Annotated in this window: 25 protein-coding genes; 10 read left to right on the forward strand and 15 right to left on the reverse strand. The window is 72.9% G+C overall.

What is annotated here, in order from left to right:
• The first annotated feature begins 34 nt into the window (after window positions 1–34).
• Window positions 35–1210, forward strand: a complete 1176-nt coding sequence (locus FL583_RS23075) for a serine hydrolase domain-containing protein (protein WP_240746776.1) — start codon at window positions 35–37, stop codon at window positions 1208–1210.
• Here FL583_RS23075 and FL583_RS23080 read toward each other — a convergent pair.
• A complete protein-coding gene (locus tag FL583_RS23080) occupies window positions 1192–2355 on the reverse strand; it encodes an MFS transporter (RefSeq protein WP_205752374.1) in 1164 nt (387 codons plus the stop codon). The two genes, FL583_RS23075 and FL583_RS23080, sit on opposite strands and share 19 nt — an antisense overlap.
• A 55-nt stretch (window positions 2356–2410) precedes the next feature.
• Between FL583_RS23080 and FL583_RS23085 the strand changes: the two genes are divergently transcribed.
• Window positions 2411–3148 (forward strand): hypothetical protein, encoded by a 738-nt coding sequence (locus FL583_RS23085; RefSeq protein WP_142706890.1) that lies wholly within the window; start codon window positions 2411–2413, stop codon window positions 3146–3148.
• 58 nt (window positions 3149–3206) lie between these two features.
• Here the strand turns inward: FL583_RS23085 and FL583_RS23090 are convergent, their stop codons facing one another.
• From FL583_RS23090 to FL583_RS23105, 4 genes are all read right to left on the reverse strand, one after another.
• Window positions 3207–3986, reverse strand: a complete 780-nt coding sequence (locus FL583_RS23090; protein ID WP_142706891.1) for an LLM class F420-dependent oxidoreductase — start codon at window positions 3984–3986, stop codon at window positions 3207–3209.
• Window positions 3987–4037: 51 nt separating this feature from the next.
• Complete coding sequence (locus tag FL583_RS23095) at window positions 4038–4496, reverse strand: hypothetical protein (RefSeq protein ID WP_142706892.1); 459 nt, start codon at window positions 4494–4496, stop codon at window positions 4038–4040.
• A 186-nt stretch (window positions 4497–4682) separates the two neighbouring features.
• On the reverse strand, window positions 4683–5624 hold the full coding sequence (locus tag FL583_RS23100; RefSeq protein WP_142706893.1) for an NADP-dependent oxidoreductase: 942 nt from the start codon (window positions 5622–5624) through the stop codon (window positions 4683–4685).
• 249 nt (window positions 5625–5873) lie between these two features.
• The gene (locus tag FL583_RS23105; protein ID WP_205752375.1) at window positions 5874–6620 is read right to left on the reverse strand and encodes an ArsR/SmtB family transcription factor; all 747 of its coding nucleotides are present in this window, start codon (window positions 6618–6620) and stop codon (window positions 5874–5876) included.
• A gap of 67 nt (window positions 6621–6687) precedes the next feature.
• On the opposite strand from FL583_RS23105, the gene FL583_RS23110 reads away from it, so the two are divergent.
• Entirely contained in the window at window positions 6688–7911 is a 1224-nt protein-coding gene (locus FL583_RS23110) for an MFS transporter (RefSeq protein WP_170323829.1), read from the forward strand.
• On the opposite strand, the gene FL583_RS23115 is transcribed toward FL583_RS23110, so the two are convergent.
• Together FL583_RS23115 and FL583_RS23120 are read right to left on the reverse strand one after the other, a co-directional pair.
• Window positions 7835–8470, reverse strand: a complete 636-nt coding sequence (locus tag FL583_RS23115) for a response regulator transcription factor (RefSeq protein ID WP_240746780.1) — start codon at window positions 8468–8470, stop codon at window positions 7835–7837. The two genes, FL583_RS23110 and FL583_RS23115, sit on opposite strands and share 77 nt — an antisense overlap.
• Window positions 8470–10377 (reverse strand): ATP-binding protein, encoded by a 1908-nt coding sequence (locus FL583_RS23120; RefSeq protein ID WP_142706896.1) that lies wholly within the window; start codon window positions 10375–10377, stop codon window positions 8470–8472. The genes FL583_RS23115 and FL583_RS23120 overlap by 1 nt, the downstream gene beginning before the upstream one ends.
• Window positions 10378–10507: 130 nt before the next feature.
• Between FL583_RS23120 and FL583_RS23125 the strand changes: the two genes are divergently transcribed.
• Window positions 10508–11062: a hypothetical protein gene (locus FL583_RS23125; protein ID WP_142706897.1), complete on the forward strand. Its 555-nt coding sequence runs from the start codon at window positions 10508–10510 to the stop codon at window positions 11060–11062.
• Here the strand turns inward: FL583_RS23125 and FL583_RS23130 are convergent.
• The 4 genes from FL583_RS23130 to FL583_RS23145 form a co-directional block, all read right to left on the reverse strand.
• The gene (locus FL583_RS23130; protein ID WP_142706898.1) at window positions 11029–12183 is read right to left on the reverse strand and encodes a S8 family peptidase; all 1155 of its coding nucleotides are present in this window, start codon (window positions 12181–12183) and stop codon (window positions 11029–11031) included. The genes FL583_RS23125 and FL583_RS23130 overlap by 34 nt on opposite strands.
• Window positions 12184–12202: 19 nt before the next feature.
• Window positions 12203–12916: a GAF and ANTAR domain-containing protein gene (locus FL583_RS23135; protein ID WP_142706899.1), complete on the reverse strand. Its 714-nt coding sequence runs from the start codon at window positions 12914–12916 to the stop codon at window positions 12203–12205.
• A gap of 14 nt (window positions 12917–12930) precedes the next feature.
• Window positions 12931–13221: an STAS domain-containing protein gene (locus FL583_RS23140; RefSeq protein ID WP_205752376.1), complete on the reverse strand. Its 291-nt coding sequence runs from the start codon at window positions 13219–13221 to the stop codon at window positions 12931–12933.
• Window positions 13222–13313: 92 nt separating this feature from the next.
• Complete coding sequence (locus FL583_RS23145) at window positions 13314–13868, reverse strand: GNAT family N-acetyltransferase (protein WP_142706901.1); 555 nt, start codon at window positions 13866–13868, stop codon at window positions 13314–13316.
• 150 nt (window positions 13869–14018) lie between these two features.
• On the opposite strand from FL583_RS23145, the gene FL583_RS23150 reads away from it, so the two are divergent.
• Genes FL583_RS23150 through FL583_RS23160 form a run of 3 tightly spaced genes read left to right on the forward strand, consistent with a single transcriptional unit; the run spans window position 14019 to window position 19107 of the window.
• Entirely contained in the window at window positions 14019–14444 is a 426-nt protein-coding gene (locus tag FL583_RS23150; RefSeq protein ID WP_205752377.1) for a CBS domain-containing protein, read from the forward strand.
• Window positions 14444–18235 (forward strand): FHA domain-containing protein, encoded by a 3792-nt coding sequence (locus FL583_RS23155; protein WP_142706903.1) that lies wholly within the window; start codon window positions 14444–14446, stop codon window positions 18233–18235. Before FL583_RS23150 ends, FL583_RS23155 begins: the two co-directional genes overlap by 1 nt.
• Before the next feature lie 5 nt (window positions 18236–18240).
• Window positions 18241–19107, forward strand: coding sequence for an RNA polymerase sigma-70 factor (locus FL583_RS23160; RefSeq protein ID WP_142706904.1), 867 nt, complete (start codon window positions 18241–18243; stop codon window positions 19105–19107).
• A 184-nt stretch (window positions 19108–19291) separates the two neighbouring features.
• On the opposite strand, the gene FL583_RS23165 is transcribed toward FL583_RS23160, so the two are convergent.
• On the reverse strand, window positions 19292–20323 hold the full coding sequence (locus tag FL583_RS23165; RefSeq protein WP_142706905.1) for a lysylphosphatidylglycerol synthase transmembrane domain-containing protein: 1032 nt from the start codon (window positions 20321–20323) through the stop codon (window positions 19292–19294).
• Between the two features lie 150 nt (window positions 20324–20473).
• Here FL583_RS23165 and FL583_RS23170 point away from each other — a divergent pair, with 150 nt between their 5' ends.
• The 3 genes from FL583_RS23170 (at window position 20474) to FL583_RS23180 (ending at window position 23190) form a co-directional block, all read left to right on the forward strand.
• Window positions 20474–21484: a hypothetical protein gene (locus tag FL583_RS23170; RefSeq protein WP_205752378.1), complete on the forward strand. Its 1011-nt coding sequence runs from the start codon at window positions 20474–20476 to the stop codon at window positions 21482–21484.
• 41 nt (window positions 21485–21525) lie between these two features.
• The gene (locus tag FL583_RS23175; protein ID WP_142706906.1) at window positions 21526–22209 is read left to right on the forward strand and encodes a TetR/AcrR family transcriptional regulator; all 684 of its coding nucleotides are present in this window, start codon (window positions 21526–21528) and stop codon (window positions 22207–22209) included.
• Between the two features lie 240 nt (window positions 22210–22449).
• Window positions 22450–23190, forward strand: a complete 741-nt coding sequence (locus FL583_RS23180; RefSeq protein WP_142706907.1) for a hypothetical protein — start codon at window positions 22450–22452, stop codon at window positions 23188–23190.
• A gap of 91 nt (window positions 23191–23281) precedes the next feature.
• On the opposite strand, the gene FL583_RS23185 is transcribed toward FL583_RS23180, so the two are convergent.
• From FL583_RS23185 to FL583_RS23195, 3 genes are all read right to left on the reverse strand, one after another.
• Complete coding sequence (locus FL583_RS23185) at window positions 23282–23632, reverse strand: histone-like nucleoid-structuring protein Lsr2 (RefSeq protein ID WP_142706908.1); 351 nt, start codon at window positions 23630–23632, stop codon at window positions 23282–23284.
• A gap of 199 nt (window positions 23633–23831) precedes the next feature.
• Window positions 23832–25043: an MFS transporter gene (locus tag FL583_RS23190; RefSeq protein WP_205752379.1), complete on the reverse strand. Its 1212-nt coding sequence runs from the start codon at window positions 25041–25043 to the stop codon at window positions 23832–23834.
• A gap of 49 nt (window positions 25044–25092) precedes the next feature.
• On the reverse strand, window positions 25093–26430 hold the full coding sequence (locus FL583_RS23195; RefSeq protein ID WP_142706910.1) for a GH1 family beta-glucosidase: 1338 nt from the start codon (window positions 26428–26430) through the stop codon (window positions 25093–25095).
• Window positions 26431–26443: the final 13 nt, after the last annotated feature.

Below are 26443 nucleotides of genomic sequence, written 5' to 3' on the forward strand. Positions count from 1 at the left end.
GCAGGATGCTCGTACGGGCGCACTGGGAGGAACCATGGGATTCGAGCGGATCGATCGTCACTTCGCCCAGTACGTCGACGACGGGCGGTTACCGGGCTGGTCGGTCCTGGTCAGCCGGGGTGGCGAGGTCGTGCACGCGTCCACCTACGGGCTCCGGGACGTCGAGGCCGGCGCGCCGGTCGAGGACGACACGCTGTTCCGCATCTACTCGATGACCAAGCCGGTCACGGCGGTGGCCGCGCTCATGCTCTACGAGGAGGGCGCGTTCGAGCTCACCGACGCGATCTCGACGTACCTGCCGGCGTTCCGGGACATGCAGGTGCTGGCCGGCGGCACCGCGGCCCGCCCGAAGCTCGTCCCCGCGACCGAGCCGATCCGGATCTGGCACCTGCTCACCCACACCGCCGGCCTCACCTACGGCTTCCACCACGTCGACGTCCTCGACGAGATCTACCGCAACGCGGGCTTCGAGTGGGGCACGCCCGCGGGACTCGACCTGGCCGGCTGCGTCGACGCCTGGGCCGCGCTGCCGCTGGCCTTCGAGCCCGGCACCGAGTGGAACTACTCGGTCGCCACCGACGTCCTCGGGCGCCTCGTCGAGGTGGTCTCCAAGCAGTCGCTCGACGCGTTCTTCGCCGAGCGGATCTTCGGCCCGCTCGGGATGACCGACACCGGGTTCCAGGCGCTGGACGCCGGCCGGCTGGCCGCGCTGTACACCCCGGACGGGCGCACCGGAAAAGCCGTGCGCAGCGACCGGATGGGACGGGCGATTCTCGCCGAGCCGCGCTACCTCTCCGGTGGCGGCGGGCTCGTCTCCACCCGGTCGGACTACCACCGCTTCGCGCGGATGCTGCTCGGCCGGGGTTCGCTCGACGGCGTCCGTCTGCTGGGCGACCGGACCGTGCGCTTCATGGCGTCCAACCACCTGCCCGGCGGGGCCGACCTCGCGGCCTTCGGCCGCCCGCTGTTCGCCGAGACCTCGTTCGCCGGCGTCGGCTTCGGGCTCGGCGTCTCCGTCCTCCTCGACCCGATCACGACGCGGACGCTCGGCAGCGCCGGCGAATTCGGGTGGGGAGGAGCGGCGAGCACCGCGTTCTGGGTCGACCCGGCGGAGGAGCTGGTGGTCGTGTTCCTCACGCAGCTGCTGCCGTCGAGCACGTATCCGATCCGGAGCCAGTTGCGTCAGCTCGTCTACTCGGCGCTGGAGTAGGCGCGGGTACGGGCGCGGCCGACGGCCGCGGCGACTCCCAGCGGCACGGTGATGGCGGCGGCGATCGCGAAGATCGCGCGGTACTGGCCGTTCCCGGCCGGGGCGGCGGCGAGGAGGGCGGCGATCGCGCTGCCCAGGAACAGCGAGGCGGCGAACAGCGAGATGACCGTCGCCCGGGCCGACGGCAGGACCTCGGTGGCCCAGGTCTGCATCGTCGAGTGGAGCCAGGCCCAGGCGAGCCCGAGCATGAACGCGGTCACGACCGCGACCGCCGGTACCTGGCTCACCGCCACCACCACGCAGGCGACGCCGGCCCCGGCCGCGCCGAGGGCGGGGAGTTGCCAACGGCCGAGCCGGGACGAGAGCGCTCCGGCGAGCCGGGCGAACAGCAGCACTGAGAGCCCGTAGACGCCGTTGACCGAGCCGGCCAGCGCGGTGCCGACGCCGGTCGCCTCGACCGCGGCCGGGAGCAGGGTCAGGACGCCGAGCAGGACGAAGCCGTCGCCGAACGCGAGCAGGAGCACCAGCCAGGTCACGCGGGACCGGGTGACCGCGCGGATCGCGGTGCGGAACCGCTGGTCGCGGCGGCTCACCCCGGGCGGTGGGACTCTCTTCAGGACGATCACCAGCAGGAGTGCAGCGGCGCTGGTGATCAGGAACGTGACCCGCCAGCTCGCGAGTTGCGCGATCACGCCCGCCGACGAGGCGCCCAGGGCCATGCCGACCGCGCTGCCGGACATGAAGTTCGTGATCTCGCGCTGGCGGTCCTCGGTGGGGACGGTGTCGCCCAGGTACACCAGCCCGGCCGGGATTGCCGCGCTGAAGCACGCGCCGGCCAGTCCGCGGGCCGCGGCCAGCGCGACCGGACCGTCGACCAGGGCCGAGACCCCGGTCGCGATCGACGCGACGACCAGCGCGCCACGCATCGTCCGGACGAGACCGACGCGGTCGGAGACGACGCCCCAGACCGGCTGCATGAGCCCGTAGGCGAGGAAGTAGAGGCTGGCGGCCTGGACGACCGGGGCGAGAGTGGAGCCGATGTCCCGGGCGATCGCGACCAGCATGGCCGGCATCGCGAATCGATCGAACGTGCTCACCAACGCCATGACCTGCAGTGACCGACGCGCCGTCAGGAAGCCACGCACCTGACGACCGTATGCTGTCGGTGGCTCTTTCCGGCCCGGGATCTGGTGATCGCGAATGAGTACCGAGGATGGTCTGCGAACCGTTGCTCTGGTCGGCGCGTGTGCGGCTTTCGTCGTCGTGCCGAATGTCGGGTCCGATGAGCGGACCGAACGGTACGACACGGTGATCACGCCGCCGGACTACGCGTTCGCGGTGTGGGCGCCGATCTTCGCCGGATGCGTCCTCTCGACGGTGGGGCAGGCGCTGCCGGGCGGGCAGGCGGTGAGCCGGGCGACCGGGTGGCCGCTGGCCGGCGCGTACGCGCTGAACGCGGCCTGGTCGCTGGCCGCCCAGACCGACCGCTTCGCCGCGACGCCGGTCCTGTTGCCGGTGGCCGCGGGCTTGGCGTTGGTCGCGCACGCGCGTCAGCAGGGTCTCCCGGCCGCGCGGGGGTTGGCCGGAGTGACGCCGGTCAGTACCGGCCTGCTGGCCGGCTGGACCACGCTGGCGAGTGTGGTGAACGTCGCCGCGGGCGCGAACCTCGCCGGGGCGTCGGCGGGCTCGCCGCGGACGGTGGCCCGCTCGGCCGCCGCCCTGGTCGCGGTGAGCGGCGCCGTCGCGGTCGGGGTCGCGACGAGCCGACGCGGGGCATTGTCGCTGGCGGCGGCGGCCGGGTGGGGGCTGATCACGTTGGCGCTGACTCCCGGGCGCCCCCGTAGCGTCCGCTGGAGCGCGGCCGCCGGCGCGTCGGCCGTCGGAATGGGTGCACTGGTCGCGCGGAGACGGAGACCCGTCTCGGCGTTCGCTGCGTAGCAGCCGCCGCTGGGCGGCGGGGGGAGGTGGCGCCCGGGAGTCCCCGGGCGCCGGTGGGTCAGGCGTTGACTTCGTCGCGCCAGGCCACCCAGTCCCGCAGGGCCGAGAGGTCGTAGTCGGGCCCGCCGACACCGATCGTGAACAGCGAGACGCCCAGGTCGCGCAGCTGCGGACCGACCTCGGACGGCTTGCCCTCCACGGCCGACGAAATTTCGATCTCGGCCGGGTCGCGCCCGACGTCGGCGCAGTGCTGGCGCAGGATGCCGATCTTGCGCTCGATCGTCGGGACGTCGCCGAAGCTGTGCCAGATGTGGGCGTGCTTCGCGACCAGCCGCAGCGTCTTCTTCTCGCCACCGCCGCCGATCAGCACCGGGATGTCGCGGGTCGGCGCCGGGTTCAGCTTCGCGAACCGGGACTCGATCCGCGGCAGCGCCTCGGCCAGATCGTCGAGGCGCCCGCCGGCGGTACCGAACTCGTAGCCGTACTCGTCGTAGTCTTTCTCGAACCACCCCGAGCCGATGCCGAGAATGAGCCGGCCATTGCTGATGTGGTCGACGGTCCTGGCCATGTCGGCGAGCAACTCGGGATTGCGGTAGCTGTTGCAGGTGACCAGCGCGCCGATCTCGACGCGGGAGGTCTGCTCGGCCCAGGCCGCGAGCATCGTCCAGCACTCGAAGTGCTTGCCTTCGGGCTCGCCGTAGAGCGGGTAGAAGTGGTCCCAGTTGAACAGGATGTCGGCGCCGATCTCCTCGGCCTCGGCCGCGGTGCGACGGATGGTTTCGTAGTCAGCATGCTGGGGCTGGAGCTGCAGCCCCACACGGACGCGCCTGGTGCTCATGGCCCGAGCCTAAACGGACGATCATCGCCCGCTCGGGAGGCACCGAGCGTTTCAGCGACCGCACTCCGCGAGCGCGATACGGACCTGCTGGTTGACCGACACGAGATCGAGGTCGGAGCTGGACAGATAGGCCTGCCTGGTGGTGCGGGCCAGCGCGCGGTACTGCTCGTCGGACCGGGCGGCGGCCGCGCTGAGCTCGCTGGCCCGGTTGAGCTTGGTTCCGTCGGACAGGGTGAAGTTGCCGGCGGAGAATTCCGGCAGTCCGCGGAGAATCGTGCAGGCGTCGGCGACGTCCTTGGCCGGGCCGTCGGCCGGCCGGCCGAGCAGGGAGCCGCCGAGCCAGACGCTCCCGACGAGGAAGGCGCCGCACACGAGACCGACGAGCGCGGCGGCGAGCAGGCGCCGCCGGGGGCGCTGCTCGGTAGGTGGCGGTGGGGCTGCGGGCCACTCGATCGGCCGCAGGGAGTAGGTCTCGACCGGAGCGATCTCCGTCGTTTGGAGGCTGGTCATCACCGTGCTCCTCTCGTCGACGGTTGAGTGTTCATACGTTGCCCAGAATAGGAATACTCCGGTGACGAATTTAGCCCCGACCTCTGCTAATTAATGTTCCCTTAAGCATCTCGCATTCGAATTCTGTCGTCCGGAGACAGGAAGTTTGAATGAGGTTCAAAACACCATTCAAGGACATTCGGGCGTTTATTCGAAGCGGAGAACCAGGCGTCCGCGGGTGCCTCCGGCCTCCAGGCGGTGGTGGGCCTCGGCGGCCCGGTCGGCCGGGTACGTGTCGGCCACCCGCAGGGTGACCGCGCCCTGTTCGACGAGTTCGCGCAGGCCGTCGAGCCGCTCCAGGTCCTCGGCGTACTTCCGGACGATCACCGGCCGGACCCGCAGCCCCCGCTGCCCGTCCCCGGCATAGCCCCGGACGGTGGTCACGACCCCGCCGTCGCGCACCGCCGGGAGTGCGGCGGCGTCCAGGAGCGCGCCGTCGGCCAGCCCGTCGACCCCGTCGGGGTACTGCTCGCGGATCCGTTCCGCGACGTCGTCTCCTCGTTGGACGACGACGTCCGCGCCGAGGTCGCGGACCAGTGCTTCGTCCGACGGCGAGGCGTCGGCGACGACCGTGAGCCCGTGCGCCTTGGCCAGCTGGATCACGTAGCCGCCGAACGCCCCGGCCGCGCCGGTCACGGCGAGCACCTGACCGGGGCCCAGCTCCATGAGGTCGAGCGCCTGGCGGGCGGTCAGCCCGTTCATCGGGAGCGTCGCCGCCTCGACGTCGCTCGCGCCGGCCGGTACGCGGGTCGCCGAGCGCTCGGGCAGCACCAGGTCCTCGCGGTAGCCGCCGTGTGCGCCGGACGGGACGACGATGCCCATCACGCGCGTCCCCGGTGTGAGGTCGTCGCGGACGCCGTCGCCGATCTCGGTGACGACGCCGGCGACGTCCATGCCGGGCACGTCGGCGCCGTCGGCCGGGTGGCCGGTGGTCGAGCGTAGGCCCGCGCGAATGCCGGTGTCGGTAGGGTTCACGGCCGCGGCGGTCACCCGCACCCTTACCTGCCCGGGGCCCAGTGGCTCGGCCCGCAGATCGAGCACCCGCAGGACGTCCGGCCCGCCGTATTCGGTCACTCCGATAGCACGCATATCTCGACTATTACGCCCCTCCGCCGCCAACCGCACCGCCGGGATCCCGGCCCCGCCCGCTCCGCTGCGCGCCGCGAAGCGCGCCCGCACGGCCCCTATGTCGGGCGGCAGTGGAGGCGCATGCAGCGCGGCGCGAGACTCGGGCGCTTGGGTGTGGGGATCTGAGCGCGGTTCGGCACACAGTTACGGCGTGGTTGCCGCCGGGAAGCCGGGGCACTCCGGATCCAGGTTGGACAGTGGCCGCGGGCGTCAGCGATCGGTTCCGGTCAGGGGCAACGACTCGCCGGTCGCGGGCGAAGGATCGGTCAGAGCGTGGCACGGGCCGGGGCAGCCCAGCCAAGCCAGCACCTCGCCCCAGCCCGACGGGCCAACCTCCACGTGCCGCCCCGCGCCACGCACCAGCCATCGCCGGCCTACCAGCGCGTCCAGCAGCGCGGCCGGGAGCGCCCCGGCCAGGTGCGGGCGGCGCTCGGTCCAGTCGAGGCACTCGCGCACCAGCGGGCGGCGGGCGCGCTGCAGAGCGTCCAGAGGGATGTGCAGTTCGGCGAGGCGGGCCGCCGCCCGGGGCGGAACCGAATTGTCGGCGGCCACCACACCGTGGTCGACCAGCGCGTCGCGCAGCCGGACGCCGGCGCGGCCGGCCAGGTGGTCGTAGCAGGTGCGCGCGGCGGCCAGCCGTCGCGCGGCGGTGCTCTGCTTGAGGCTCCGGACCGGCACCGGCGGGGCGATGAGCGCGAGCGACTCCACGGCGAGCGCGACCTCGGGCCGGGCGATCCGGTGGTAGCGGTGCCGTCCCTGGGCGACGACCTCGACGTAGCCGGCCTCGACCAGCTGCTTCAGGTGCGCGCTGGCGGCCGGGCGGCCGATCCCGGCCGCGCGGGCGAGCGCGCCGGCCGGGTGGGCGCGGCCGTCGAGCAGCAGGGTCAGCATCGCCGACCGCGACGGGTCGGCCAGCAGACGCGCGGCGAAGGCCACGTCGACGTCGGCGATCGTCATGGGGTCGACGGTAGTGCGCGGACGGTTCGGCCGGGACCGAACGATCGCCGCCCTAGCGTCGCTCGACGTGAACCGTGCCTATCACTGCCTGTTCTGGTCGCAGGCCTGCGTCGAGCTGGGCGAGCAGTTGCTGATCGTGGCGCTGGTCTGGGCCGCGCTCCGATCGCCGGGCGGCGGTTTCGTCGGCGTGGTGCTGGCCGCGTGGGCGCTGCCGCGCGGGGTGTTGTTGCTGGTCGGGGGAGCGCTGAGCGACCGGTACGACCGGCGGGCGCTGTCGGTGGGCGTGGGGTGCGGGCTGACCGGGGTCGCGGGGGCGCTGGCCGTCGTGACCCGGACCGACGTTCGGTGGGCCTGGCTCGTCGCGGCGGCGCTGTTCGGGGTGCTGGACGCGGTGCGGCTGCCGGTCGCGGCCGGGGTGCTGCCGAGCGTGGTGCCGCGGGAGCGGCTCGCGGAGGCGAACCGGTGGGTCGGGATGCGGGAGTGGGCCGCGCTCGCGGCCGGCCCGGCCGCCGGGGGTGCGCTGGTGGCCGCGGTCGGCTCGTCGGCGGCGATCGCGGTGGTGGCGCTGCTCTACGCGCTCAGTGTGCTCGTGCTGGTGCCGGTCGGCCCGCTCCCACCCGCCGCCCCGGAGACGGCCGGGTTGCTGGCTGAGCTCCGGGACGGGGTGCGGTTCGTGGGTGGGCACCGGGAGCTGCGGACTCTGCTGGCCATGTTCGCGGTCGCGAACCTGTTCGTGCTGGGCCTCCTCGGCGTCACCGTGCCGGTCTTCGCGACGACCGTCCTGCACGGCGGCCCGGCCACCCTCGGCCTGCTCTCGGCCTCGTTCGGCACCGGGCTGGTCCTCGGCACCCTGGCCTCGACCCGGCTTCCGGAAGCACTCCGCACCCCCGCGGCCACGATGACGCTGTTCGCGGCCAGTGACGCGCTGCTGGCCTCGGTGGGCCACGCCGCCACCGCCCTCACCGCCGCCGTGCTGTACGGCGCCAGCGGATTCGCCGCCGGGCCGGCGTCGACGTTCTACCGGACGCTGCTGCAGACGCTGCCGCCCGCGGCCTACCTCGGCCGGGTCAGCGGCATCGCCCGCACGCTCTCGTTCGGCCTCGAACCGCTCTCCGCCGCCGGGGCCGGTGCACTCACCGCACGCGCCTCGGCGTCCGTCGTGCTGGTCGTGGGCGGCGCGGTAGCGACGCTGGCCGACCTGACCGGCGCGGTGGTCACGCGCGTAGGAACGTCAGGACCGCGCGCACGCGACGATGTTCCCGGTCGTCGGGCGCCAGGCCGAGCTTCGTGAAGATCGCGCCGATGTGCGACTCCACGGTCTTCACCGACAGGTGCAGCTCGTCGGCGACGGCCGCATTCGAGAGCCCCTGGGCCATGAACCCGAGCACGGCCCGCTCGCGCGCGGTCAGCTCGTCGAGCGGGTCCTCCTCGCGACGGCGCCGGACCAGCCGGGTCACGAGCTCGGGATCGATCACGGTCTCGCCGTGCCCGATCCGCCGGACGTCGCCGGCGAACGTCGTCAGGTCCGCGACGCGGTCCTTGAGCAGGTACCCGACCCCGCCGTCGAACTGGGTGATCAGCCGCAGCGCGTGGTGCACCTCGACGTACTGGGACAGCAGCAACAGCCCGACCTGCGGGGCGATCGTCCGGATCGCCGCCGCCGTGTCGATCCCCTCGGCCGAGAACCCCGGCGGCATCCGCAGGTCGATCACGGCCACGTCCGGCGGGTCCCGGCGCACGAGCGCGAGCAGCCCGTCGGAGTCCGACGCCTGGCCGGTGACCGTGAAGCCGGTCTCGGCCAGGATCCGGGCGACGCCCTCGCGCAGCAGCATCGAGTCGTCGGCGAGCATCACCCGCACGCGATCACCGCCCCGAGCCGGGTTCCCCGCACACCACTGTCGACCTGCAGCCGCGCCCCGAGCGTCGCCAGCCGGTCGGCCAGCCCCTCGAGCCCGCTCCCGGCCCGCACGACGGCGCCGCCTCCTCCGTCGTCCGCGATCTCGACCGTGAGACCGGCGTCGGTGAGCTCGACCCGGACGTGGACCACCGTCGCCCCGGAATGCTTGGCCGCGTTGGTCAGCCCCTCGCTGACCACGAAGTAGGCCGTCGCCTCGACCTCGGGCGGAAGCCGTCGCCCGACGTCGACCGCGACCCGGACCGGCACCGCGGACCGGTCGGCGAGGTAGCCGACCGCGGCCTCGATCCCGTCCTGGGTCAGTACCGCGGGGTGCAGGCCGCGAGCCATCTCCCGGAGCTCCGCGGTCGCCGCGAGCAACTGGCCGCGGGCGGCCTCGGCCCGGCCGGTCAGTTCCGCGTCCCCGGACTCCTCGGCCAGCCGGACCAGCCGGCCGAGCTCCAGCGAGGCCGTCACCAGGTGCTGCTGCGCGCCGTCGTGCAGGTCCCGCTCCAGCCGCCGCCGGGCCGCGTCGCCTGCGGCGACCAGCCGTTGAGCGGTTCCCTGCAGCTCGAGGATCAGCCCGGCCTGCGCGGCCAGCTCGCCGACGAGGCGGCTCTCGGCGCCCGAGAGCGCCTTCCGGACGCTGAGGACGCCCCGGAACCGGCCGTCGTGCACGATCTGGACGCCGACGAGCTCGGCCGCCGTGCGGACGCCGACCGGTAAGGCCCCGTCGGGCCAGGCCGCAACCGCACGCAGCTCGTCGGCGGGACCGGCCCAGATCACGACCTCGCCGGCCCCGACGCCGTCCGCGACGGTCAGGCAGATGCCGTCCAGCGGACGCCCGGCCGGGGCCGCGAGGTGCGCGGAGAGCCGGCCGAGGGCCTCGTACGCGGTGGCCCGGTGCCCGTACACGAGGCGGTCGGCGAGCCGTTGCACCCGCCGTCGCAGCGGCTCGAACGCGACCGCGATCGCGGCCGTCGCCAGCAGCGACAACAGGGTTCCGTAGCCGTGGACCAGTCGGCCGGCGCCGGTCACGACGACGGCGTAGCCCAGCGTGATGATCCCGGCCATCACCGCGAACACGAACGCCTTGTTGATGACCGGGTCGAGGTCGTAGAGCCGGTACTGGAGGATCGCCGCCCCGGCGGCCGCCGCCACCAGCGGCACCGTGAGGACGCCCGGCAGCGGGGAACCCCAGATCGCGATGCCGACGGCCAGCACCAGCAGTGACGCGGCGGCGGCGAACACGAGCAGCCGGAGCTGACGTTTCTCGTCGTCACCGGCCCGGCGCAGCCGGACGATCACGCAGACGACCCAGGCGAGCTGGAACAGCGGGTACGCGATCGGGCGGGCGACCTGGTAGAACGCCGTGGCGGTCGGTTCGCCAGGCAGGGCGAGCGGGTGGACCAGGCCGGTGCGCTCGTACTCCACCGGCCACAGCGCCGACACCGCGGACAGCACCGCGCCGGCTGCGCCGAGGACGACGACGACCGGCCGCCAGCCCGGCGACGGCAGACGTCCGGTCGGAAAGCACATCACGGTGACGCCGATCAGCACCATGACCAGCGGCAACGGCCAGACGCCGAGCCAGCCGACCCAGGCGGAACCGTCTCCGCCGGCCAGGCCGTACTCGCGGGCGGCGAACATCCCGGCGTGGGCGGCGCCGGTGGCCACGAACAGCCAGCCCTCCCGCACCGCGGGCCGGCGCGCGACGACGTAGAGCCCGACCGCGCCGAACGAGGCCGCGATCAGCCCGTTGTGCAAGTTGCCGAGGTGCGGGCCGAGCACGAACCCGGTGGCGAGCAGCGAGGTCAGGACCGCGCCGATGGCGGCGATTCGGGCCCGTCCGGTGCTCGGCATGTCGGCATCGTCGCATCGCGGCGGCGATTGCGAATCGGGGCTGGCCCTGAGGTGTGCGAGGGGCGGCCCCGATGTCTTTCCCGGTCGCGGTGAGGAGGGTGGCGGGCAACCGGATGGAGGAGGGGTATCGATGAGGGATCGAGTCGTTCTGGTGGCCGGCCCGGTGATCTACCTGGGGGCCGATCTGGTCTACGCACTGCGGGGGTGGGATTCGCCGGCCGCCGGGGTGCTGCACGTGCTCGGGGCCACCGCGTACGCCGTGCTGGTGTTCACGGCGGTGGGCTGGTTCCGCGGGCCGCTCGCGGTGGTGCTATTGGTCGTCGGGGCGCTGGGCGCGGCCGGGAACATCGGGTACGGCTTCAACACGATCCACGTCTCGCTCGGCGACACCGACCTCAACGACGCGAGCGGCGCGGCCGTGCTGATCAAGGTGCTGGGGCTGTGCTTCCCGTTGTCGCTGCTGCTGATCGCGGGCGGGTTGCGGTGGCAGCGGATCGGCCCCGGGTGGGTCGCGGTGGCCGTGGCGGTCGCCGCGGTCGGGTGGCCGGTCGCGCACATCGCGAACGTGGGCTGGCTGGCGATCGTCGTGAACGTGGTGCTGGTGGCCGCGTTCGGCGCCCTGGCCTTTCCGGGCGCCGACGCGGCTCGCCGTCAGGACGCCAGGATGTCCAGCGTCGCTCCGTAGCCGTCAGCGGTGGGTCGCCCGGCCAGCAGGGTGGCCAGCGACTCCCGCGGGGTGACGCCGTGCTCGGCGCACCCGGCCGCGACCGCGGCCGCGACCTGCGGAGCCGCGAACGACGTGCCGGTCCAGGACGCCCAGGGGTCGGCGCCGAACGTCGCCGGTCGGCCGCCCTCGATCGCGCGGTGACCCTCGACGAACGTCGAGACGACGTCCTCGGCCCGGGCCGAGCACAGCACCCAGCCGCCCCGGTTCGACCACGCCGACGGGGTCCGGTCGCGCGTGAGGCCGGCGACCGCGGCCACGTCCGGGAACGCGGCCGGCCAGCACGGACGGTCCTCGCCGTCGTTGCCGGCGGCCGCGACCACCAGCGTCTGCGGGTGACGTTCGGCCAGCAGCTCCAGTGCGGCCTCGAACGCGATCGGGGGCTCGTCGCCGATCGTGCGGGTGCCCAGCGACAGGTTGAGTACGTCGGCGCCGTCGTCGGCGGCCCGGAGCATCGCCGCGGCGACCCGGGCGTCGCTGCCCGCCCCGTCCGCGTCCATCACCCGGTAGGCGCGGACGGTCGCCGACGGGGCGACCTGCTGGACGATCCCGGCGACGAACGTGCCGTGCCCGGTGCCGGCCGCGAGCGTGCCGGTGGGTTCGACGTTGTCGGCGTCGGCCAGGCCCGCGAGCCACCCGTCGCCGCGCGGCCGGGCGTCCGCGCCGGTGTCGAGGACCGCCACCACGCACGAACCCGCGCCCGACCGCTCGAACGGACGGCCGGCCTCGGCCGGCCGTGGCCCGTCCAGGGCCTTGATGTACCCGGCCATCGGAGCGACGTGGTGCGCGGTCACCGGCACGCCCCCCTCCCGGGCCTCGTGCAGGAGCCCGGCGAGGTCGGCGAGCAACGCCGGACCGGCGAGACGGACGACCCGGCCGGCCAGGCCGGGCACCGGCTCGGCCCGCAACCCGTGCGCGACGGCGAACCGCCGGGCCGCGGGCAGATCACCGCGACGGACCAGCACCTCACCGGCGACGACGAGCACCGACGAACCACGGCCGTCGGGGAGTACGACGAACGGTGACGAGCGCGTCACCCGGGGAACAGCGGAAGGAGCCACCAACTCGAGGGTGGGAGTCATGCCGCCAGGGTCCCACCGATCAGCGGCGGCTCCAGGGCAGTTCGCCGGTTTCGACCACTTGCTGGGCCACCTCCCGCAGCTTGACGTTCAGATGCTGGGACGCCTCCCGCAGCAGCGTGAAACCGTCGTCCGCGGGGACCTTGCGCTGCGCCATCAGCACGCCGATGGCCTGGTCGATGACCGTGCGGGAGCGGATCGCCTCCCGGAGCTGCTCGGCCAGGTCACGGTGGCGGAAGAACGCGGCGGCGACCTGGCTGGCCTGTCCGGCGTGGCTGGCCAGCACCTGGGCCAGCGCGACGGCCTCACCGGTGAACGCGTCGGGATCGCGCGAGTACAGGTTCAGCGCGCCGAAGTTCACACCCTCGGAGTGCAGCGGGAGCGACACCACGCTCCGGGCGCCGAACGCCACCGCCCGTTCGACGTAGGCCGGCCAGCGGCCCTCGGTCGCCAGGTCGCGGACGCGGAACAGGTTGCCGGTGCGGGTCGCGTCCAGGCACGGGCCCTCACGTTCGGCGAACTGCATCTCGTCGAGTTCCCTTGACCACTCGTCGCTGAACGCGACGGCGGCCGGACGCCCGTCCTGCAGGGCGGTGATCGACGCGGCCTCCGCGCCCGGCACGATCCGGGCCGCGATGCGGGTGACTTCCTGCAGCGTGCTGATCAGGTCGGTCTGGGAGAGAACCAGACCGCTGAGCGCCATGAGCTCCCGCAGCTGCTCGTCCGAGAGTTCCATGCGGTTATTTTGCTCTATGCCGCACCGCCCGGCTCGATGGCGAACAGCCGGTCGTCGCCGGTGGCCGTCAGCACCCGGCGGACCAGCGGCGACGGGCAGCGCAGGAGCAGGTCGGCGGCCGCGGCCCGGGCCAGCACCAGCGCCCGGATCCCGGCCGAGTTGATGAACCGGACCCCGGCCAGGTCGAGCACGACCAGGCCCGGGTCCACCGCGCGCACGACCCGTTCCACCAGCGCGGGGAGATGGGGAGCGGTCTCGTGGTCGAGGTCGCCCTCGATCCGGATCGACGGATACGGGGCACACACCGAGAGAGTCAACGAAAGTGCGGACACTGGTCCCCTCGCAACAACCCGAGGCTCTGGTCCGAACCGGTACCAACTTTATCCGGTCGCGGCCGTTACTGCCGCATGATCCAGATCGGAAGCGGATCGGCGAGGGTCCGGACGACCTCCCAGCCGGCCCGCCGGTAGAACTCGACGTTCGACTCCGTGCTGGTCTCCAGCACGGCGGGCAGCCCGTCGGCGGCCGCGCGGCTCAGCCCGGCCCCCATGACCGCGCGCCCCCAGCCCCGGCCGGCGCGATCGGGCCGGGTGCCCAGCACCCCGAGGTACCAGAACGGCCCCGACGGCAGGCCGCCGTGCACCGCCTCGTCGTAGGCCCGCATCCGGGCCAGCGCGTCCGCGGGCAGTTCCGGTTCCGCCGTCTCCGAGGCACCGCCGGGGGGCTCCCAGATCGCGGTCGCCGCCCCGCTCTCGATCGTCCAGATCGTGGACCGGCCGACCCGCTTGTCGAAGAGGTGGCCGAAGAACGCGGCCGCCCGCGCCGGGTAACTCGACTCGTCCGGGAACAGGTAGCGCAGCACGGGGTCGCGCTGGAACGCGGCGACCAGCGACGTGACGACGTCGGCACGGTCGCGCGGGGTGGCGACGGACAGGTCGGGGACTGGATTCATGCCCTCCATCGTGCGCAATCCCCTAGTGCTGGCACTGAGTCGCCCCACCCGAACGGGCCCTTGCCCGAAACGACCGCTGACCTCACGCTGGATCGGCCACACGCGACGAGTCCGGTCGTCCCAGGGGGATACATGCTGGTGCAGGACGTCATGACCAGATTTCCGGCGTGTATTCACCTGGGGGCCGATATCCGCCGAGCGGCCGAATTGGTGAGCATTTCGCAAGTCAGCGAGCTGATGGTGCTCGACCACGACGACGAGTTCGTCGGCGCCCTGTCCGAGGGCGATCTGATCCGCGCGATCCTGCCGACCTGGGACGAGAGCCTGCGCGCGGGCGGCTCGCTGAACGACGCGTTCGGCGACCTCGCCCGGAAGGCCCGCGACCTGGCCGGGCGCCCGATCGATCCGCTCGTCGTGCGGAACGCGATCACGCTCCGGCCGACCGACGAGGTGGCCAGGGCGGCCGTGGTCATGACCGAGAAGCAGATCCGCCGGCTGCCGGTCGTCGACGGGCGCAAGCTCGAGGGCACGGTCGCCCGGGCCGACATCTGCCGCGCCGTCATCTACTACGCCTGATGGCCCGCGTAGAGCTGGTGGTGACCAACCGGCGGACGGGCGCGGTCACCGAGCACACCGGCGAACTCCCGCTGACGATCGGCCGGGACGCGGCGCTCAGCGCGGTCGCGCTCGACGACCGCTCGGTCTCCCGCCGCCACGCCCGCCTCGAACTCGACGGCATCGACCTCGTCGTCGTCGATCTGAAGAGCTCGAACGGGACGTTCGTCGACGGCGAGCGGGTCGAACGGCGGGTGCTGCGCGGGACCGACCACCTGCGGGTCGGCAACAGCGACGTGGCCTGGACACTCACGGTCGAGGACGAGTCCGACCGGACGATCATCGGCGACATGACGATCCTGGCGCCGTTCCGGGTGCCGTCCCGGGCGACGACCGGCCCGGTGCGGGTGATCTCCCCGGCCCGCCAGGTCGTCGAGAAGGCCGAGGCCTACAACCGGCAGCACGGCCACGAGCTCGACGGATTCCTCTCGATCGAGCACGGCTTCCTGCCGGTCGAGCCCCCGCTGCTCGCGCTGCCGCCCTCCCACCAGGCCTGGGACGCGCTCGTCGACCGGCTGCCCGACCTCTACGCGAACCTCGGTATGCGCCGCGAGTTCGACCGGCTGCCGGTGCTCGACGCGTCGGCCGAGGCGCTGCCCGACCGGTACGTGCTGCGGGCGTCGGCGATGCTCGGCGTGTTCGCGCACGCCTACCAGTACGTCCAGACCGACCCGCCGGCCACGCTGCCGCCGAGCATCCTCGAGCCCTGGCGGCAGGTGTCGCGCCGGCTGGGCAAGGACGTGCCGTCGGTCTCCTACATCGACCTGTTCTTCTACAACTGGAGGCTCCGCGATCCGGCCGGCCCGCGCCGCCTGGACAACCTCGAGCTGCTCGTCCCGGCCTGGCGCAACCGGGCCGAGAAGATCTTCTACCTGGTCACGACCGAGTTCGCGATGGAGCTGACCCCGCTGCTCGACGCGATGCTGCGGGCCCAGGACGCGGTGCTGGTGGAAGACCGGGACGCGCTCACCGCCGCGCTGCTCGTCATGCTCGAGCGGCTGCAGCACGTCACGCAGGAGATCTACCCGCAGATCGACCCGAACCCGCTGTCGTCGAACCACCTCGACCTGGTGCTCTGGGCCAAGACCGTCGGGACGTCCGGGGTGCCGATCTTCGACGGGGCGCCGAGCCCGGCCGGCACCGCGCAGCCGCAGATCCACGCGCTCGACGCGTTCTTCGGCCGCGCGTCCTACGCCACCACGGTCGGGCAGCAGAGCCTCTCGCTGCGCAAACAGATGCCCCGGCACTGGCGCGAGCTGATCGACGCGCTCGGCCAGGTCTCGGTGCGCCAGTTCGTCGAGAAAGACCGTGCGCTGCGTGGCCTGTACGCGGCCGTGCTCGACTCGTACCTCGGCGACCGGGGCTGGATGGGGCTGCACCGGATCAAGGCGTACGGGTTCCTCGAGGTCGCGTTCAAGGTCGGCCGGTCGGTCACCACCGGCGCGAAGTTCACCGGGCTGTTCCGCGACAAGACCTGGGAGGCGATCGACGCCGAGCTGGCCGAGGTCCGCGACGAGCGCTGGCCGGCCGCCAACCAGCAGGTCTACACCGGACGGGTGCGGCGCGGGATCACGACGACCGACCCGGACTCGTCGGCCTGGACGACGCACCTGCGGCTCGACGTGGCCGGCCAGGGCATCCGTCACCGCCCCGGCGACCGGCTCGGCGTCCTGCCCGAGAACGACGACGCGCTGGTCCGGGCCACCTTGCGGGCGCTGCGGGCCACCGGCGACGAGCTCGTCCCGCTGACTGCCGACTGGCAGGAGGCGATCCGGTTCCGGGCCGGGCACGAGGACGGCGCCGAGGTGCTGCCGCTGAAGACCCTGCTGACGTTCGGCCGGATCCGCCCGGTCGGCCGGACCACCGCGAAGCGTCTGCTCGGGTTCTCGGCCGCCGGGGCGCTCGACCGGATCGTGTCGGCCCGGATGGAAGACCAGTGGGAGCTGTGGGACCTGCTCGACCTGGTCCGCTCGGCCGGGTACGACGTGACCCGGCTGTGGTCGGCGGGCGCCGACGAAGCCGAGAGCATCGGCCGGATCGTGCCGCCCGAAGTGTTCCGGCTGTACTCGATCGCGTCCGCGGCCGACGGCCCGGCCGAGAGCATCGACCTGGTGGTCGGCGGGCTCACCTACGACACCCCGCGCACCACGTACTCGTACGAGCGGCAGCGGGCCGGCAGCGCGTCGCACTTCCTGCGCCGGATGACCACCGAGGTGCGCTACCGCGACAAGCCGCTGTCGCTGACGATCGTGCCCACGCCGAGGTTCCGGCTCCCGGCCGACCCGGCCACACCGGTCGTGATGTTCGCGGCCGGCTCGGGCATCGCGCCGTTCCACGGCTTCGCCGCGGCCCGCTCCGGCGGTCCGGGCGCGAACACGCTGTTCCTGGGCCTGCGCCGGCCCGAGGATTTCGTCGACCCGTCGGTGTTCGAACGCCTCGCGGCCGAGGGACGGCTCGAGCTGTACGCCGCGTTCTCCCAGGCCGACAAACGGCTGCGGTTCGACGTCGGCAAGTACGTGGTGGAGGACGGGACGCGGCAGCGCGTCGACCGGTTGATCTCCGAGCAGGCCGACGGCCTGCGGGCCGCGGCCGGTGACGGCGGGCACCTGTACGTCTGCGGGAGCGCCGGCTTCGCCGGGTCGGTCCTGGCCGCGCTGAAGAACGTCGGTCTGGACGTCCGGCAGCTGATCGCCGAGGGACGCCTCGGGCTGGACATCTTCACCACCTACCGCGGGCACGCGCAGCAGGGCAGGCAGTACGACATCTCCGCGCTGATCGACCGGAACAGCCCTTCCGCGGGGTATTGGATGGTGGTCAGCGGCAAGGTCTACGACGTCTCGGAGTTCATCCACCAGCACGTCGGTGGGCCGCAGATCATCCGGCACTACGTCGGGATGGATGCGACCAGCGCGTACCAGGGCGTGCTGCACCACGTGAACTCGGAGGTCGACGCGCAGCTGAGCCTGTACGAGCTCGGGCACATGCGCCGGCTGTCGTTCGGCGACCGGTGGGGGGTCGTGCTCACCGCCGAGGGCCTGCGTTTCGAGCGGCTGGAGAACCTGTTCACGGCCTGGGTCCGGTACGTGTACCTGGTCGTCGCGATGGAGAACGCGCTGGCCAACGACTACGGGTTCGCGTCGGCCGAGGCGACCGCGGGCCAGCGCGGGCCGACGCCGTTCTCGCTGCAGTTCCTGGTCGAGGCGCACCGCCGGTTCCTGGGCAGCTACCTCGACGGGCTGTTCGACGACGACCTGGCCGCGCTCTGGCGGGCCACGGTCGGGTTCTGCGCGCCGTCGACCGACGTGCGGGGGCTCGGGCTCACGCTCGAGACGCTCCGCGACCAGCCGGCCTACCGGCTGGCCCGGGAGTCGGTGACGTACCTGCGCGGGCTGCTGACCGGTGACCTGAGCGCGTCCGACCGGCATCGCATCGAGGGGCTGGCCAAGGGCTACGCCGAGGCCGACCAGGCCGTGCTGCGGGCGCTGAAGGCCGCGTTGCGCGACGGGATCCTCGCGTTCGAGCAGCACGAGGCCGCGGTCGTCGAGCGGGCGTCGGACCGGCTGCTGGGGGCGATCCGGGGCGCGGTCGACGCGGTCGGCGAGTACTACCGGCGGGTGGCCGCGCTGACCGAGCGGCACGGTCTGACGCTCTCGTCGTTGCCGCCGGGGCTGGTCGAGGAGCCGATCCCCGAGGACCGGGGAATTCCGGGCCACGGGACGCCTGTCACGATCCCGCCGGAGCCGGTGTCCTAGGGGGCATGACCACCGACGCGTTCGTCGCCCACCGGAGCCTGCTGTTCACGGTCGCCTACGAGATGCTCGGCTCGGCCGCCGACGCCGAGGACGTCGTGCAGGAGACCTGGCTGCGGTGGGCGTCTTCGTCCGCCGATGTCCGTGACCCGCGGTCCTACCTGGTGCGGATCGTCACCCGGCAGGCGCTCAACCGGCTGCGGACGCTGGCCCGGCGGCGCGAGGACTACGTGGGGGAGTGGCTCCCCGAGCCGCTGCTGACCAGCCCCGACGTCGCCGACGACGTCGAGTTGGCGGAGAGCGTCTCGGTGGCGATGCTGACCGTGCTCGAGACGCTGGGCGCGGTCGAGCGGGCGGTGTTCGTCCTGCGCGAGGTGTTCGACACCTCGTACGACGAGATCGCCGAGGCGGTCGGGAGGACGCCCGCCGCCGTGCGCCAGATCGCCCACCGCGCCCGCGATCACGTGGCCGCGCGCCGTCCGCGGGTGCGGGTCAGCCGGGCCGAGCAGGACGCGGTCGTCGAGCGGTTCCTGGCCGCCGTCCGCGGCGGCGACCTGCAGGAATTGCTGGACGTCCTGGCTCCGGACGTCGTGGTCGTGGCCGACGGCGGCGGCGTGGTCACCGCGGCGCGTCATCCGGTGGTGGGAGCCGAGCGGGCGGCCGCGTTCCTGGCCATGCTGCCGAAGGTGGCGGACGACTTCGCGGTCGCGGCGACCGTGGTGAACGGTGGGCCGGCGATCCGGATCGATCTGAACGGGGCGCTCGATGCGGTGGCGAGCCTGGTGATCGAGGGCGGCCGGATCACCCACGTGTACGCGGTCCGCAACCCGGCGAAACTGTCCCGCCTGACGGAAGAATCCCACCTCAGTCGCTGAGCCCCGCGCGGCCACCGCCCGCGCCGCGGCGCGGATTGACGCGAAACCGGCTCTTCGCGGGGCCGCGGAAGGCCCGCTTTCCCGTCATTCCGCGGTCGCGGTCGCGGCCGTCCGCGCACCTCGCGGCCAGGCCGGGCGTCCGCTGGACGGCATCGGCCCTACCGGTCCGCGCCCCGCGGCGCGATCAATTTCCCGACGGTAGGGGCTCGGTCGGGCGGGGGGTCAGGTCGGTGGGTAGGCGTTGCTTGCGGCGGATCAGGAGCCAGACGATCCAGCCCGCCGTGATGATGAACCCGAGGCTGATGATCCGGTAGAGCACCACGGCCGCGATCGCCGAGCTCGTCGTCAGCCCCCCGGCGACCAGGCCGACGATCAGCGCACCGTCCACGACCCCCAGGTTCCCCGGCACGAGCGGAATGCTCGCCGCCGCCATGCCCGCGCAGTAGGCCAGGATCAGGTGCGCGGCCGTGATGTCGGGCGCCCCCACGGCCCGGCAGCACAGCCACAGGCAGAGCGCGTCCAGCAGCCAGTTCGCCAGCGCGAAGTACGACGCGACGGCCAGGTCGAGCGGACGGATCCGCACCGCGGTCAGCTCCCGCACCAGCCCGGTCACCCGCCCGTCCCCGTCGGCCGGCCGGTGACGCACCCGGCCGACGGCCGTCTCCAGCCCCCGCGCGACGGTCATCAGCCACTGCGGATGCCGCGCCATCGCGCGCACGGCGAGCGCCAGCGCGAGTCCGACGGCCAGGTACGTCACCAGCGTCGACCACCCGCCGCCGCTGCCGGCCAGGATCGCGCTCCCGGCGCCGATCACCACCAGGGCGACGCTCGACAGCACGCCGCTCAGCGCGATGCACCAGGACGCGGCCCCGGCCGTCGCCCCGTACCGACGCATCTGCTGGAAGTTGTAGCGGGTCGAGAACAGCGGGCCGCCGGGCAGGCTGACCGAGAGCGAGTGGGCCGCGAACGCCAGCGCGACGTGGCGCCCCAGGTGCACGGTCGTGCCGGCCGACCGGAGCAGCCGCCGCTGCATGCGCGCGTAGCCACCCATCGACACGAGCTCGGCCAGGACGGCGAGCGCGACCCAGCCCCAGTGCGGCGCGTGCAGCTGACTGAACGCCGACGCCAGCGACGGCCACCCGACGACGGCTTCGACGGCCACGATCGCCACGACGACGACCACCGGAACGGCCTTGCGGAGCACGGTCCGACTCACCTCCCTCCCGAATCAGATATTCGGGCACCAATGCAGCTTTGTAGCTTAAACGACTCCGATTTATCAACGCCTGTTGATTTCTAGTTCGGCCCCGTTCTACCGTGAAGCCGCCGAAATCCACAAGTGTTGAATTCCTGCGAGGAGACGGACATGGACACCGATCGGAAGACGCCGGCCTGGCTCGAAGCGGCCGGTCTCGTCGCCGGGCTGGCGGTCGTCGTCGGCCTGATGCTGCTGGCGTTCGGGCTGCCCGCGGTGAAGGGCGGCCCGCACGACGTCCCGCTCGGCGTCGTCGCGCCACCGGCGAACGTCGCCGCGGTGACCCAGGCGCTGGACGAGGCCGCCCCCGGCGGCTTCGACGTCCGGACCTACGGCGACGAGCAGGCGCTCCGGGCCGCGATCGAGGGCCGGGACGTGTACGGCGGCTTCGTGCTGTCGGGCCGTTCGATCCACGTGCTGACGGCCTCGGCGGCCGGGCCGGCGATCGCCCAGGGCATCACCGCGATCGGCACCGCGCTCGGCGCGCACAGCGGCGCCACCGTCACCCCGGCTGACGTCGTGCCGCTGCCCGCCGACGACCCGCGGGGGAGCGGTCTGGCCGCGGTCGGGCTGCCGCTGGTTCTCGGCGGGCTGCTGCCTGCTGTGCTGCTCACCAGGAGGTTCCCGGGTCGGCCGGTCGTGCGGGTGCTCGCCGCGCTGGCGTTCGCGGTGGTCGAGGGGCCGCTCGTCGCGTCGGTGCTGAACTGGTGGTTCGGGTCGATCGACGGGAACGTGCTGCCGGTCGCGGCCGGGCTGTCGTTCGGCATGGCGGCGGTGTCGCTGACCGTGCTCGGGCTCGAGTCGCTGCTCGGGGTCGCCGGGCTCGGGCTCGGCGGCGCGCTGTTCGTGCTGCTCGGGAACCCGCTGTCGGGGCTGGTGTCGGGGCCGGAGTTCCTCCCGGCCGGCTGGGGCACGTTCGGCCAGTTCCTGCCGCCCGGCGCCAGCGCCACGCTGCTGCGGGCCAACGCGTTCTTCGACGGGGCCGGCGCGGGCCGGGCCCTGCTCGTGCTGACCGGCTGGGTCGTCGGGGCGCTGCTGCTCAACGTCGTGGCCGGGCGGCGGGCCGTCCCCGACCGCTCGCCGGCCGAGGCGGCCGGCGACCCCGAACCCGCCCTGGCGTGAGGCCAGCCGGCCCCGAGCTCCGCCCGGGATACGCTCCGGAAATGGCAGAGCCGGCGGAACCCGAGGCGGCCGGGCTGGGGGCGGCCGGGCCCGAGGCGGCCGGGCCGCGGCCTCGGGGGCGGCGGCCGGGGTCGCCCGACACGCGGGCCGCTGTCCTCGCCGCGGCCCGGGCCGCGTTCGCCGAGCACGGCTACAAGAAGGCCACGATCCGCGGCATCGCCCGGTCCGCGGGCGTCGACCCGGCGCTGGTCATCCAGTACTTCACGAACAAGGAAGAGCTGTTCCGGGCGAGCCTCGAACTCGTGATCGGCCCGCGCGAGCACCTCGACGCGAGCTTCCGGGCCACCGAAGGCACGCTCGGCTTCCGGCTCGCGTCGTTCTACTTCGGGCTCTGGGAGACGCCGGGCGTCCGCGAGTCGCTGACCGCGATGGCGTTGAGCGCGGCCTCCGAACCGGAGGCCCAGCGGGCCGTGCGGGCGCTGATGTCGGGCCGGTTCATCGGCCCGATCGGCGCGGTCATCGGTGCCGAGGAGGCGGCCAGGAGGGTCCCGCTCTGCGCGACCCAGATGCTCGGCATGGCGTTCCTGCGGTACGTGCTGCCGACCGACCCGATGGCCAGCCTCCCGGTCGAGGACGTGATCCGCCTGGTCGCGCCGGTGCTCGACCGTTACCTCACCGACGACCTCGACGACTGCCTGAGCGCCCCCCTCGTCCCCCTCCGGTGATGCCGAAACGTGACTTGTGTCCGTAAATCACCGCGAAATAGGATGAATATGTGCAGGAGGGGTACTGCACGTTTACGCACCGATCAAGCAGTGGGGTGGCGCGAGGGGCGAAAAGGCCGATATCTGTGACGCGTGGCTGCGGCCACACGATGTCGGCGGCGGGTAGCGGCACTGCTGCGGGTCTCGTTGGGGGGAGCGTCCATGGTGGATCAGGGTTCGGTGGCCACGAGAACGCGAACGGTGTCAACCGGCCGCTCGGGCGCCGGGAGCCGCTGGGCAGCCCAGGCGCTCACCCGGCCACCCACGGCTCGCACCGATCCGTCCCGGCCCCCGGCCGGCCCGCGATCGACCACCCTGGCGACCCGGCTCCCGATCGCGCCGTGCGCGACGCCGATCCCGAAGCTGCGCCGTCCGTGGGCGTTGGCCACCGCCGACCTGTCGGCCGCGCCGGCCCTCCCGGCGTACGTGCGGCTGCCACGCCTGCGGCCCGCGATCGTCGTTCCCGCCCTGCCCGGCGGTGGGTTCCGCGTTCCCGATCCGGACGACGACCGGCGCGCCGCGCAGATCGTGGTGGCCAGCGGGATCTCCGGGGTGGCCGTGCTGGCGACGATCGCCGCGGTGTCTCTCTTCGTGCCCGGCGTCGCCGCGGTGGGAGGCTTCGCGCTCGGGTTCCTCGGGCTCGTCGGGGCCTTCTCCGGCTACGCGGCCTGGCGCTGGCTGCGCTGGGCCCGGCACCGGACCGAACGCCTGCCCTGGTCGGTGATCGCGGCGCTCGGCGCGACGATCACCGCGTCCGAACTGTACGGAGCGGCCGGTATCGCGGTCGCCCACTCCGGATTCTTCGAGCGGCTGACCGTGCTGGCCGGATTCGGATTCGCGGCCGCGCTGACCGTCGCGGTGACCGGCGTCGCCGCCCTGATCACGTACCATCGCTCGGTGACCGACGCCCAGCTGAGCCGCTGGGCCCGCCGGTTCGCCTGACCGGCCGAAAGGAAAGAGCGGCGTGCAACATGCACGCCGCTCTTTTCTTTGAATTCGTGAATGACGATCCATTCACGAATTCAGCGGGGGATCAGGCCGCCGCGTGGTACTTGGCGACGATGTCGGCCGGAATCCGGCCGCGCTCGCTCACCTGCAGGCCATTGCGCTTCGCCCAGTCGCGAATCGCCTGGTTCTGTGCGCGGTCGGCGGCCGGGGCGGCCGGCTTCACGGTCGCGGCCGCCCGCCCGGCTTTCGCCGAACCGGGCCGACCGGCTTTCCGGGCCGCGGCGACGTAGGAGGCCAGCGCCTCGCGAAAAGCCGCCGAGTTGTCGGTGGACAGATCGATTTCGTAGTTCGTTCCGTCTAGGCCGAACGAGACCGTCTCGTCGGCGGTACTGCCGTCGACGTCGTCGACGAGGAGAACTTGCACTTTGCGAGCCATTGGAACCTCATGGAATGGAGGGGGGATCAAGCGCGCGCCCAACAATACTCTAAGTATTGAGGACGGTGAGACTTCTCGTTCCCCGAGGCGTGGCGGAATTGCCTGCCGATCCATTCGAGAAGGGCTCAACCAGGCCCGGGAAAAGACAAAGCGGGCCAGCGCCTATGGCTCTGGCCCGGGGCTGGTGAGAAACAACCATCTAGGTTCGCTCGCGGGCCGCTGGGGCGGCCAGGCCGGCCAGCGCGACCAGCACGAGGACGAGAAGCAACGCGCGGAGCAGCCCGGCGGCGTCGCCGATGAAGCCGATCGACGGCGGCCCGACCAGGAAGGCGAAGTATCCGACCGTCGCGACGACGCTCACCCGGGCGGTCGCGGTGCGGCGGTCGTCGGCGGCCGCGGACATGCCGACCGGGAACCCGAGCGACGCCCCTAGCCCCCACAGCACGACGCCCACCGTGGCCACGGCCGCGTTCGGCACGAAGATCACGGTCAGCAGGCCGACGACGGCCAGCAGCGTGGTGGCCCGCAGTACCGGCACCCGCCCGTACCGGTCGAGGAACCAGACGCCGGCGATCCGCCCGACGGTCATCGCGGTCACGAATACGCCGTAGATCACCGCGCCGGTCGAGTTGGTCACCGAGTGACCGTCGACCATGGCCAGCGCCAGCCAGTCGTTCGCCGACCCCTCGGCGAAGGCGAACCCCAGCACGATCAGCCCGATGAGCAGCGTGCCCCGGTCGGCCCACATCCCGAGCCGCTCGCGCCAGCCCGGATGCGCCTCTTCGGACGACGAAGTGCCCGCTCCCAGAGCGTCCAGATGAAGGAACCGGACCGAGACCACGACCCCGGCCACCACCGCGGCGCCGACCGCGGAGAAGTGCAGCGCGGTCGAGGCCCCGGCCCACTCGGCGAGCGCGCCGACCGCCGCACCGGCGATCGTGCCGCCGCTGAAGGCGGCGTGGAACAGCGGCATGACCGTGCGGCCGAGCTCGCGCTCGGCCGCCGCGCCCTCGACGTTCATCGCGACGTCGCAGCAGCCCATGCCGCCGCCGAGCAACGCGAGGCCGAGCACCACGAGCACGGGGTGCCCGGCGGTGGCCGCGCCGAGCCCGACGACGGCCAGGCCGAGCGACCCGACGATCACCGCACCGGCGATCGCCCGCCGGGAGCCGACCCAGGCCAGCACGTGACTGGCCGACGACAGTCCGATGATCGACCCGACCGCGAGGCTGAACACGACCCAGCCCATCTCCGCGGTGGTGGCGCCGAGCGAGTCGCGGACCGCGGGCACCCGGGACATCCAGGTGGCCAGCGCGAACCCGTTCAGCGCGAACACCGCGAAGACCGCGTTCCGCCAGGCGACGACCACCGACCGGTCGACGGACGATACGGCCGGGGCATCAGCAGACATCAAGGTCCTTCGGTGGAGCTCATTTCGGTCAGTCGAACCGTAACCGGTGTTACCCGCGAGAGGCCCGGAAATCCCTCACGATCTCCGCGTAACGACGGCCGCTCGCCTTCATCGTGCGCTGCTGCGTGGCGTAGTCCACGTGGACGAGCCCGAACCGCTTCTCGTACCCATAGGCCCACTCCAGGTTGTCGAGCAGCGACCACACGAAGTACCCGGCCAGCGGCACGCCGTCCGCGACCGCCGCGTCGATCGCCTCGAGGTGCTGCTCGAGGTAGTCGATGCGGTCCTTGTCCTCGATGCCGCCGTCGGCGTCGACGACGTCCGGCCAGGCCGAACCCTGCTCGGTGACGTAGATCTTCGGCGGGCCGTAGTCCTCGGTGACGCGGGTCAAGATCCGCTGCAGGCCGGCCGGGTAGATCTCCCAGTCCATCGCCGTGTACCGGGCCCCGGGCAGTGTCTCGACCTGCCGGGCGTGCGGCACCGGCCCCTCCGGGTCGTCGGCCACGACGCCCCGGAAGTAGTAGTTCACGCCCAGGTAGTCGGTCGGGGTCGCGATCGTCTCCAGGTCGCCATCGAGGACCGGCGGCTCCATCCGGTAGAGGTCGACCATGTCCCGCGGGTACCCGCGTCCGTGGAGCGGGTCCAGCCACCACCGGTTGGTGTGCCCGTCGGCCCGCACGGCCGCGGCCGCGTCCGCCTCGGAGTCGGTCGCCGGATCGACCGGGCTGAGGTTCAGCACGATTCCGACGTTCGACGTCGCGGAAGCGGCCTTGATCGCCTGGGTAGCGAGACCGTGGCCGAGCAAGACGTGGTGGGACGCGTCGACGGCCGAGCGGAGATCGGTGAGGCCCGGCGCCATCCGGCCCTCGAGGTGCCCGATCCAGGCCACGCACAACGGCTCGTTGATCGTGCACCAGTCGGTGACCCGGTCGCCGAGCGCGGACGCGACCACGGCCGCGTAGTCCGCGAACGCCTGCGCGGTGTCCCGGGCCGGCCAGCCGCCCTTGTCCTGCAGGACCTGCGGCAGGTCCCAGTGGTAGAGCGTGACGAACGGCCGGACGCCTGCGGCGAGCAGCTCGTCGACCAGCCGATCGTAGAAGCCGATCCCGGCCGGGTTCACCGCGCCGACGCCGGTCGGGATGACCCGGGGCCAGGCGATCGAGAACCGGTAGGCGTCGACGCCGAGGTCGCGGATCAGCCGGAGATCCTCCGGCCAGCGGTGATAGTGGTCGCAGGCGACGTCGCCGGTGTCGCCGTTCGCGATCGCGCCCGGGATCTGGCCGAACGTGTCCCAGATCGAGGGGGAGCGGCCGTCCTCGTCGACCGCGCCCTCGATCTGATAGGCCGCGGTGGCGACGCCCCAGAGGAAATCAGACGGTAGATGCACTGTTCGGTATCCC

This window comes from Cryptosporangium phraense (assembly GCF_006912135.1).
Classification (GTDB): domain Bacteria; phylum Actinomycetota; class Actinomycetes; order Mycobacteriales; family Cryptosporangiaceae; genus Cryptosporangium; species Cryptosporangium phraense.

Coding starts and splice junctions, on each gene's coding strand:
- FL583_RS23175 (WP_142706906.1), top strand. CDS start 21,526: ATGGCAGAGCCGGCGGAACCCGAGGCGGCCGGGCTGGGGGCGGCCGGG.
- FL583_RS23105 (WP_205752375.1), bottom strand. CDS start 6,620: ATGACGATCGCCGACGTCGACGTGGCCTTCGCCGCGCGTCTGCTGGCC.
- FL583_RS23075 (WP_240746776.1), top strand. CDS start 35: ATGGGATTCGAGCGGATCGATCGTCACTTCGCCCAGTACGTCGACGAC.
- FL583_RS23170 (WP_205752378.1), top strand. CDS start 20,474: ATGGACACCGATCGGAAGACGCCGGCCTGGCTCGAAGCGGCCGGTCTC.
- FL583_RS23185 (WP_142706908.1), bottom strand. CDS start 23,632: ATGGCTCGCAAAGTGCAAGTTCTCCTCGTCGACGACGTCGACGGCAGT.
- FL583_RS23120 (WP_142706896.1), bottom strand. CDS start 10,377: ATGCCGAGCACCGGACGGGCCCGAATCGCCGCCATCGGCGCGGTCCTG.
- FL583_RS23090 (WP_142706891.1), bottom strand. CDS start 3,986: ATGAGCACCAGGCGCGTCCGTGTGGGGCTGCAGCTCCAGCCCCAGCAT.
- FL583_RS23160 (WP_142706904.1), top strand. CDS start 18,241: ATGACCACCGACGCGTTCGTCGCCCACCGGAGCCTGCTGTTCACGGTC.
- FL583_RS23085 (WP_142706890.1), top strand. CDS start 2,411: ATGAGTACCGAGGATGGTCTGCGAACCGTTGCTCTGGTCGGCGCGTGT.
- FL583_RS23150 (WP_205752377.1), top strand. CDS start 14,019: ATGACCAGATTTCCGGCGTGTATTCACCTGGGGGCCGATATCCGCCGA.
- FL583_RS23135 (WP_142706899.1), bottom strand. CDS start 12,916: ATGGAACTCTCGGACGAGCAGCTGCGGGAGCTCATGGCGCTCAGCGGT.
- FL583_RS23145 (WP_142706901.1), bottom strand. CDS start 13,868: ATGAATCCAGTCCCCGACCTGTCCGTCGCCACCCCGCGCGACCGTGCC.
- FL583_RS23100 (WP_142706893.1), bottom strand. CDS start 5,624: ATGCGTGCTATCGGAGTGACCGAATACGGCGGGCCGGACGTCCTGCGG.
- FL583_RS23125 (WP_142706897.1), top strand. CDS start 10,508: ATGAGGGATCGAGTCGTTCTGGTGGCCGGCCCGGTGATCTACCTGGGG.
- FL583_RS23155 (WP_142706903.1), top strand. CDS start 14,444: ATGGCCCGCGTAGAGCTGGTGGTGACCAACCGGCGGACGGGCGCGGTC.
- FL583_RS23115 (WP_240746780.1), bottom strand. CDS start 8,470: ATGCTCGCCGACGACTCGATGCTGCTGCGCGAGGGCGTCGCCCGGATC.
- FL583_RS23130 (WP_142706898.1), bottom strand. CDS start 12,183: ATGACTCCCACCCTCGAGTTGGTGGCTCCTTCCGCTGTTCCCCGGGTG.
- FL583_RS23095 (WP_142706892.1), bottom strand. CDS start 4,496: ATGACCAGCCTCCAAACGACGGAGATCGCTCCGGTCGAGACCTACTCC.
- FL583_RS23190 (WP_205752379.1), bottom strand. CDS start 25,043: ATGTCTGCTGATGCCCCGGCCGTATCGTCCGTCGACCGGTCGGTGGTC.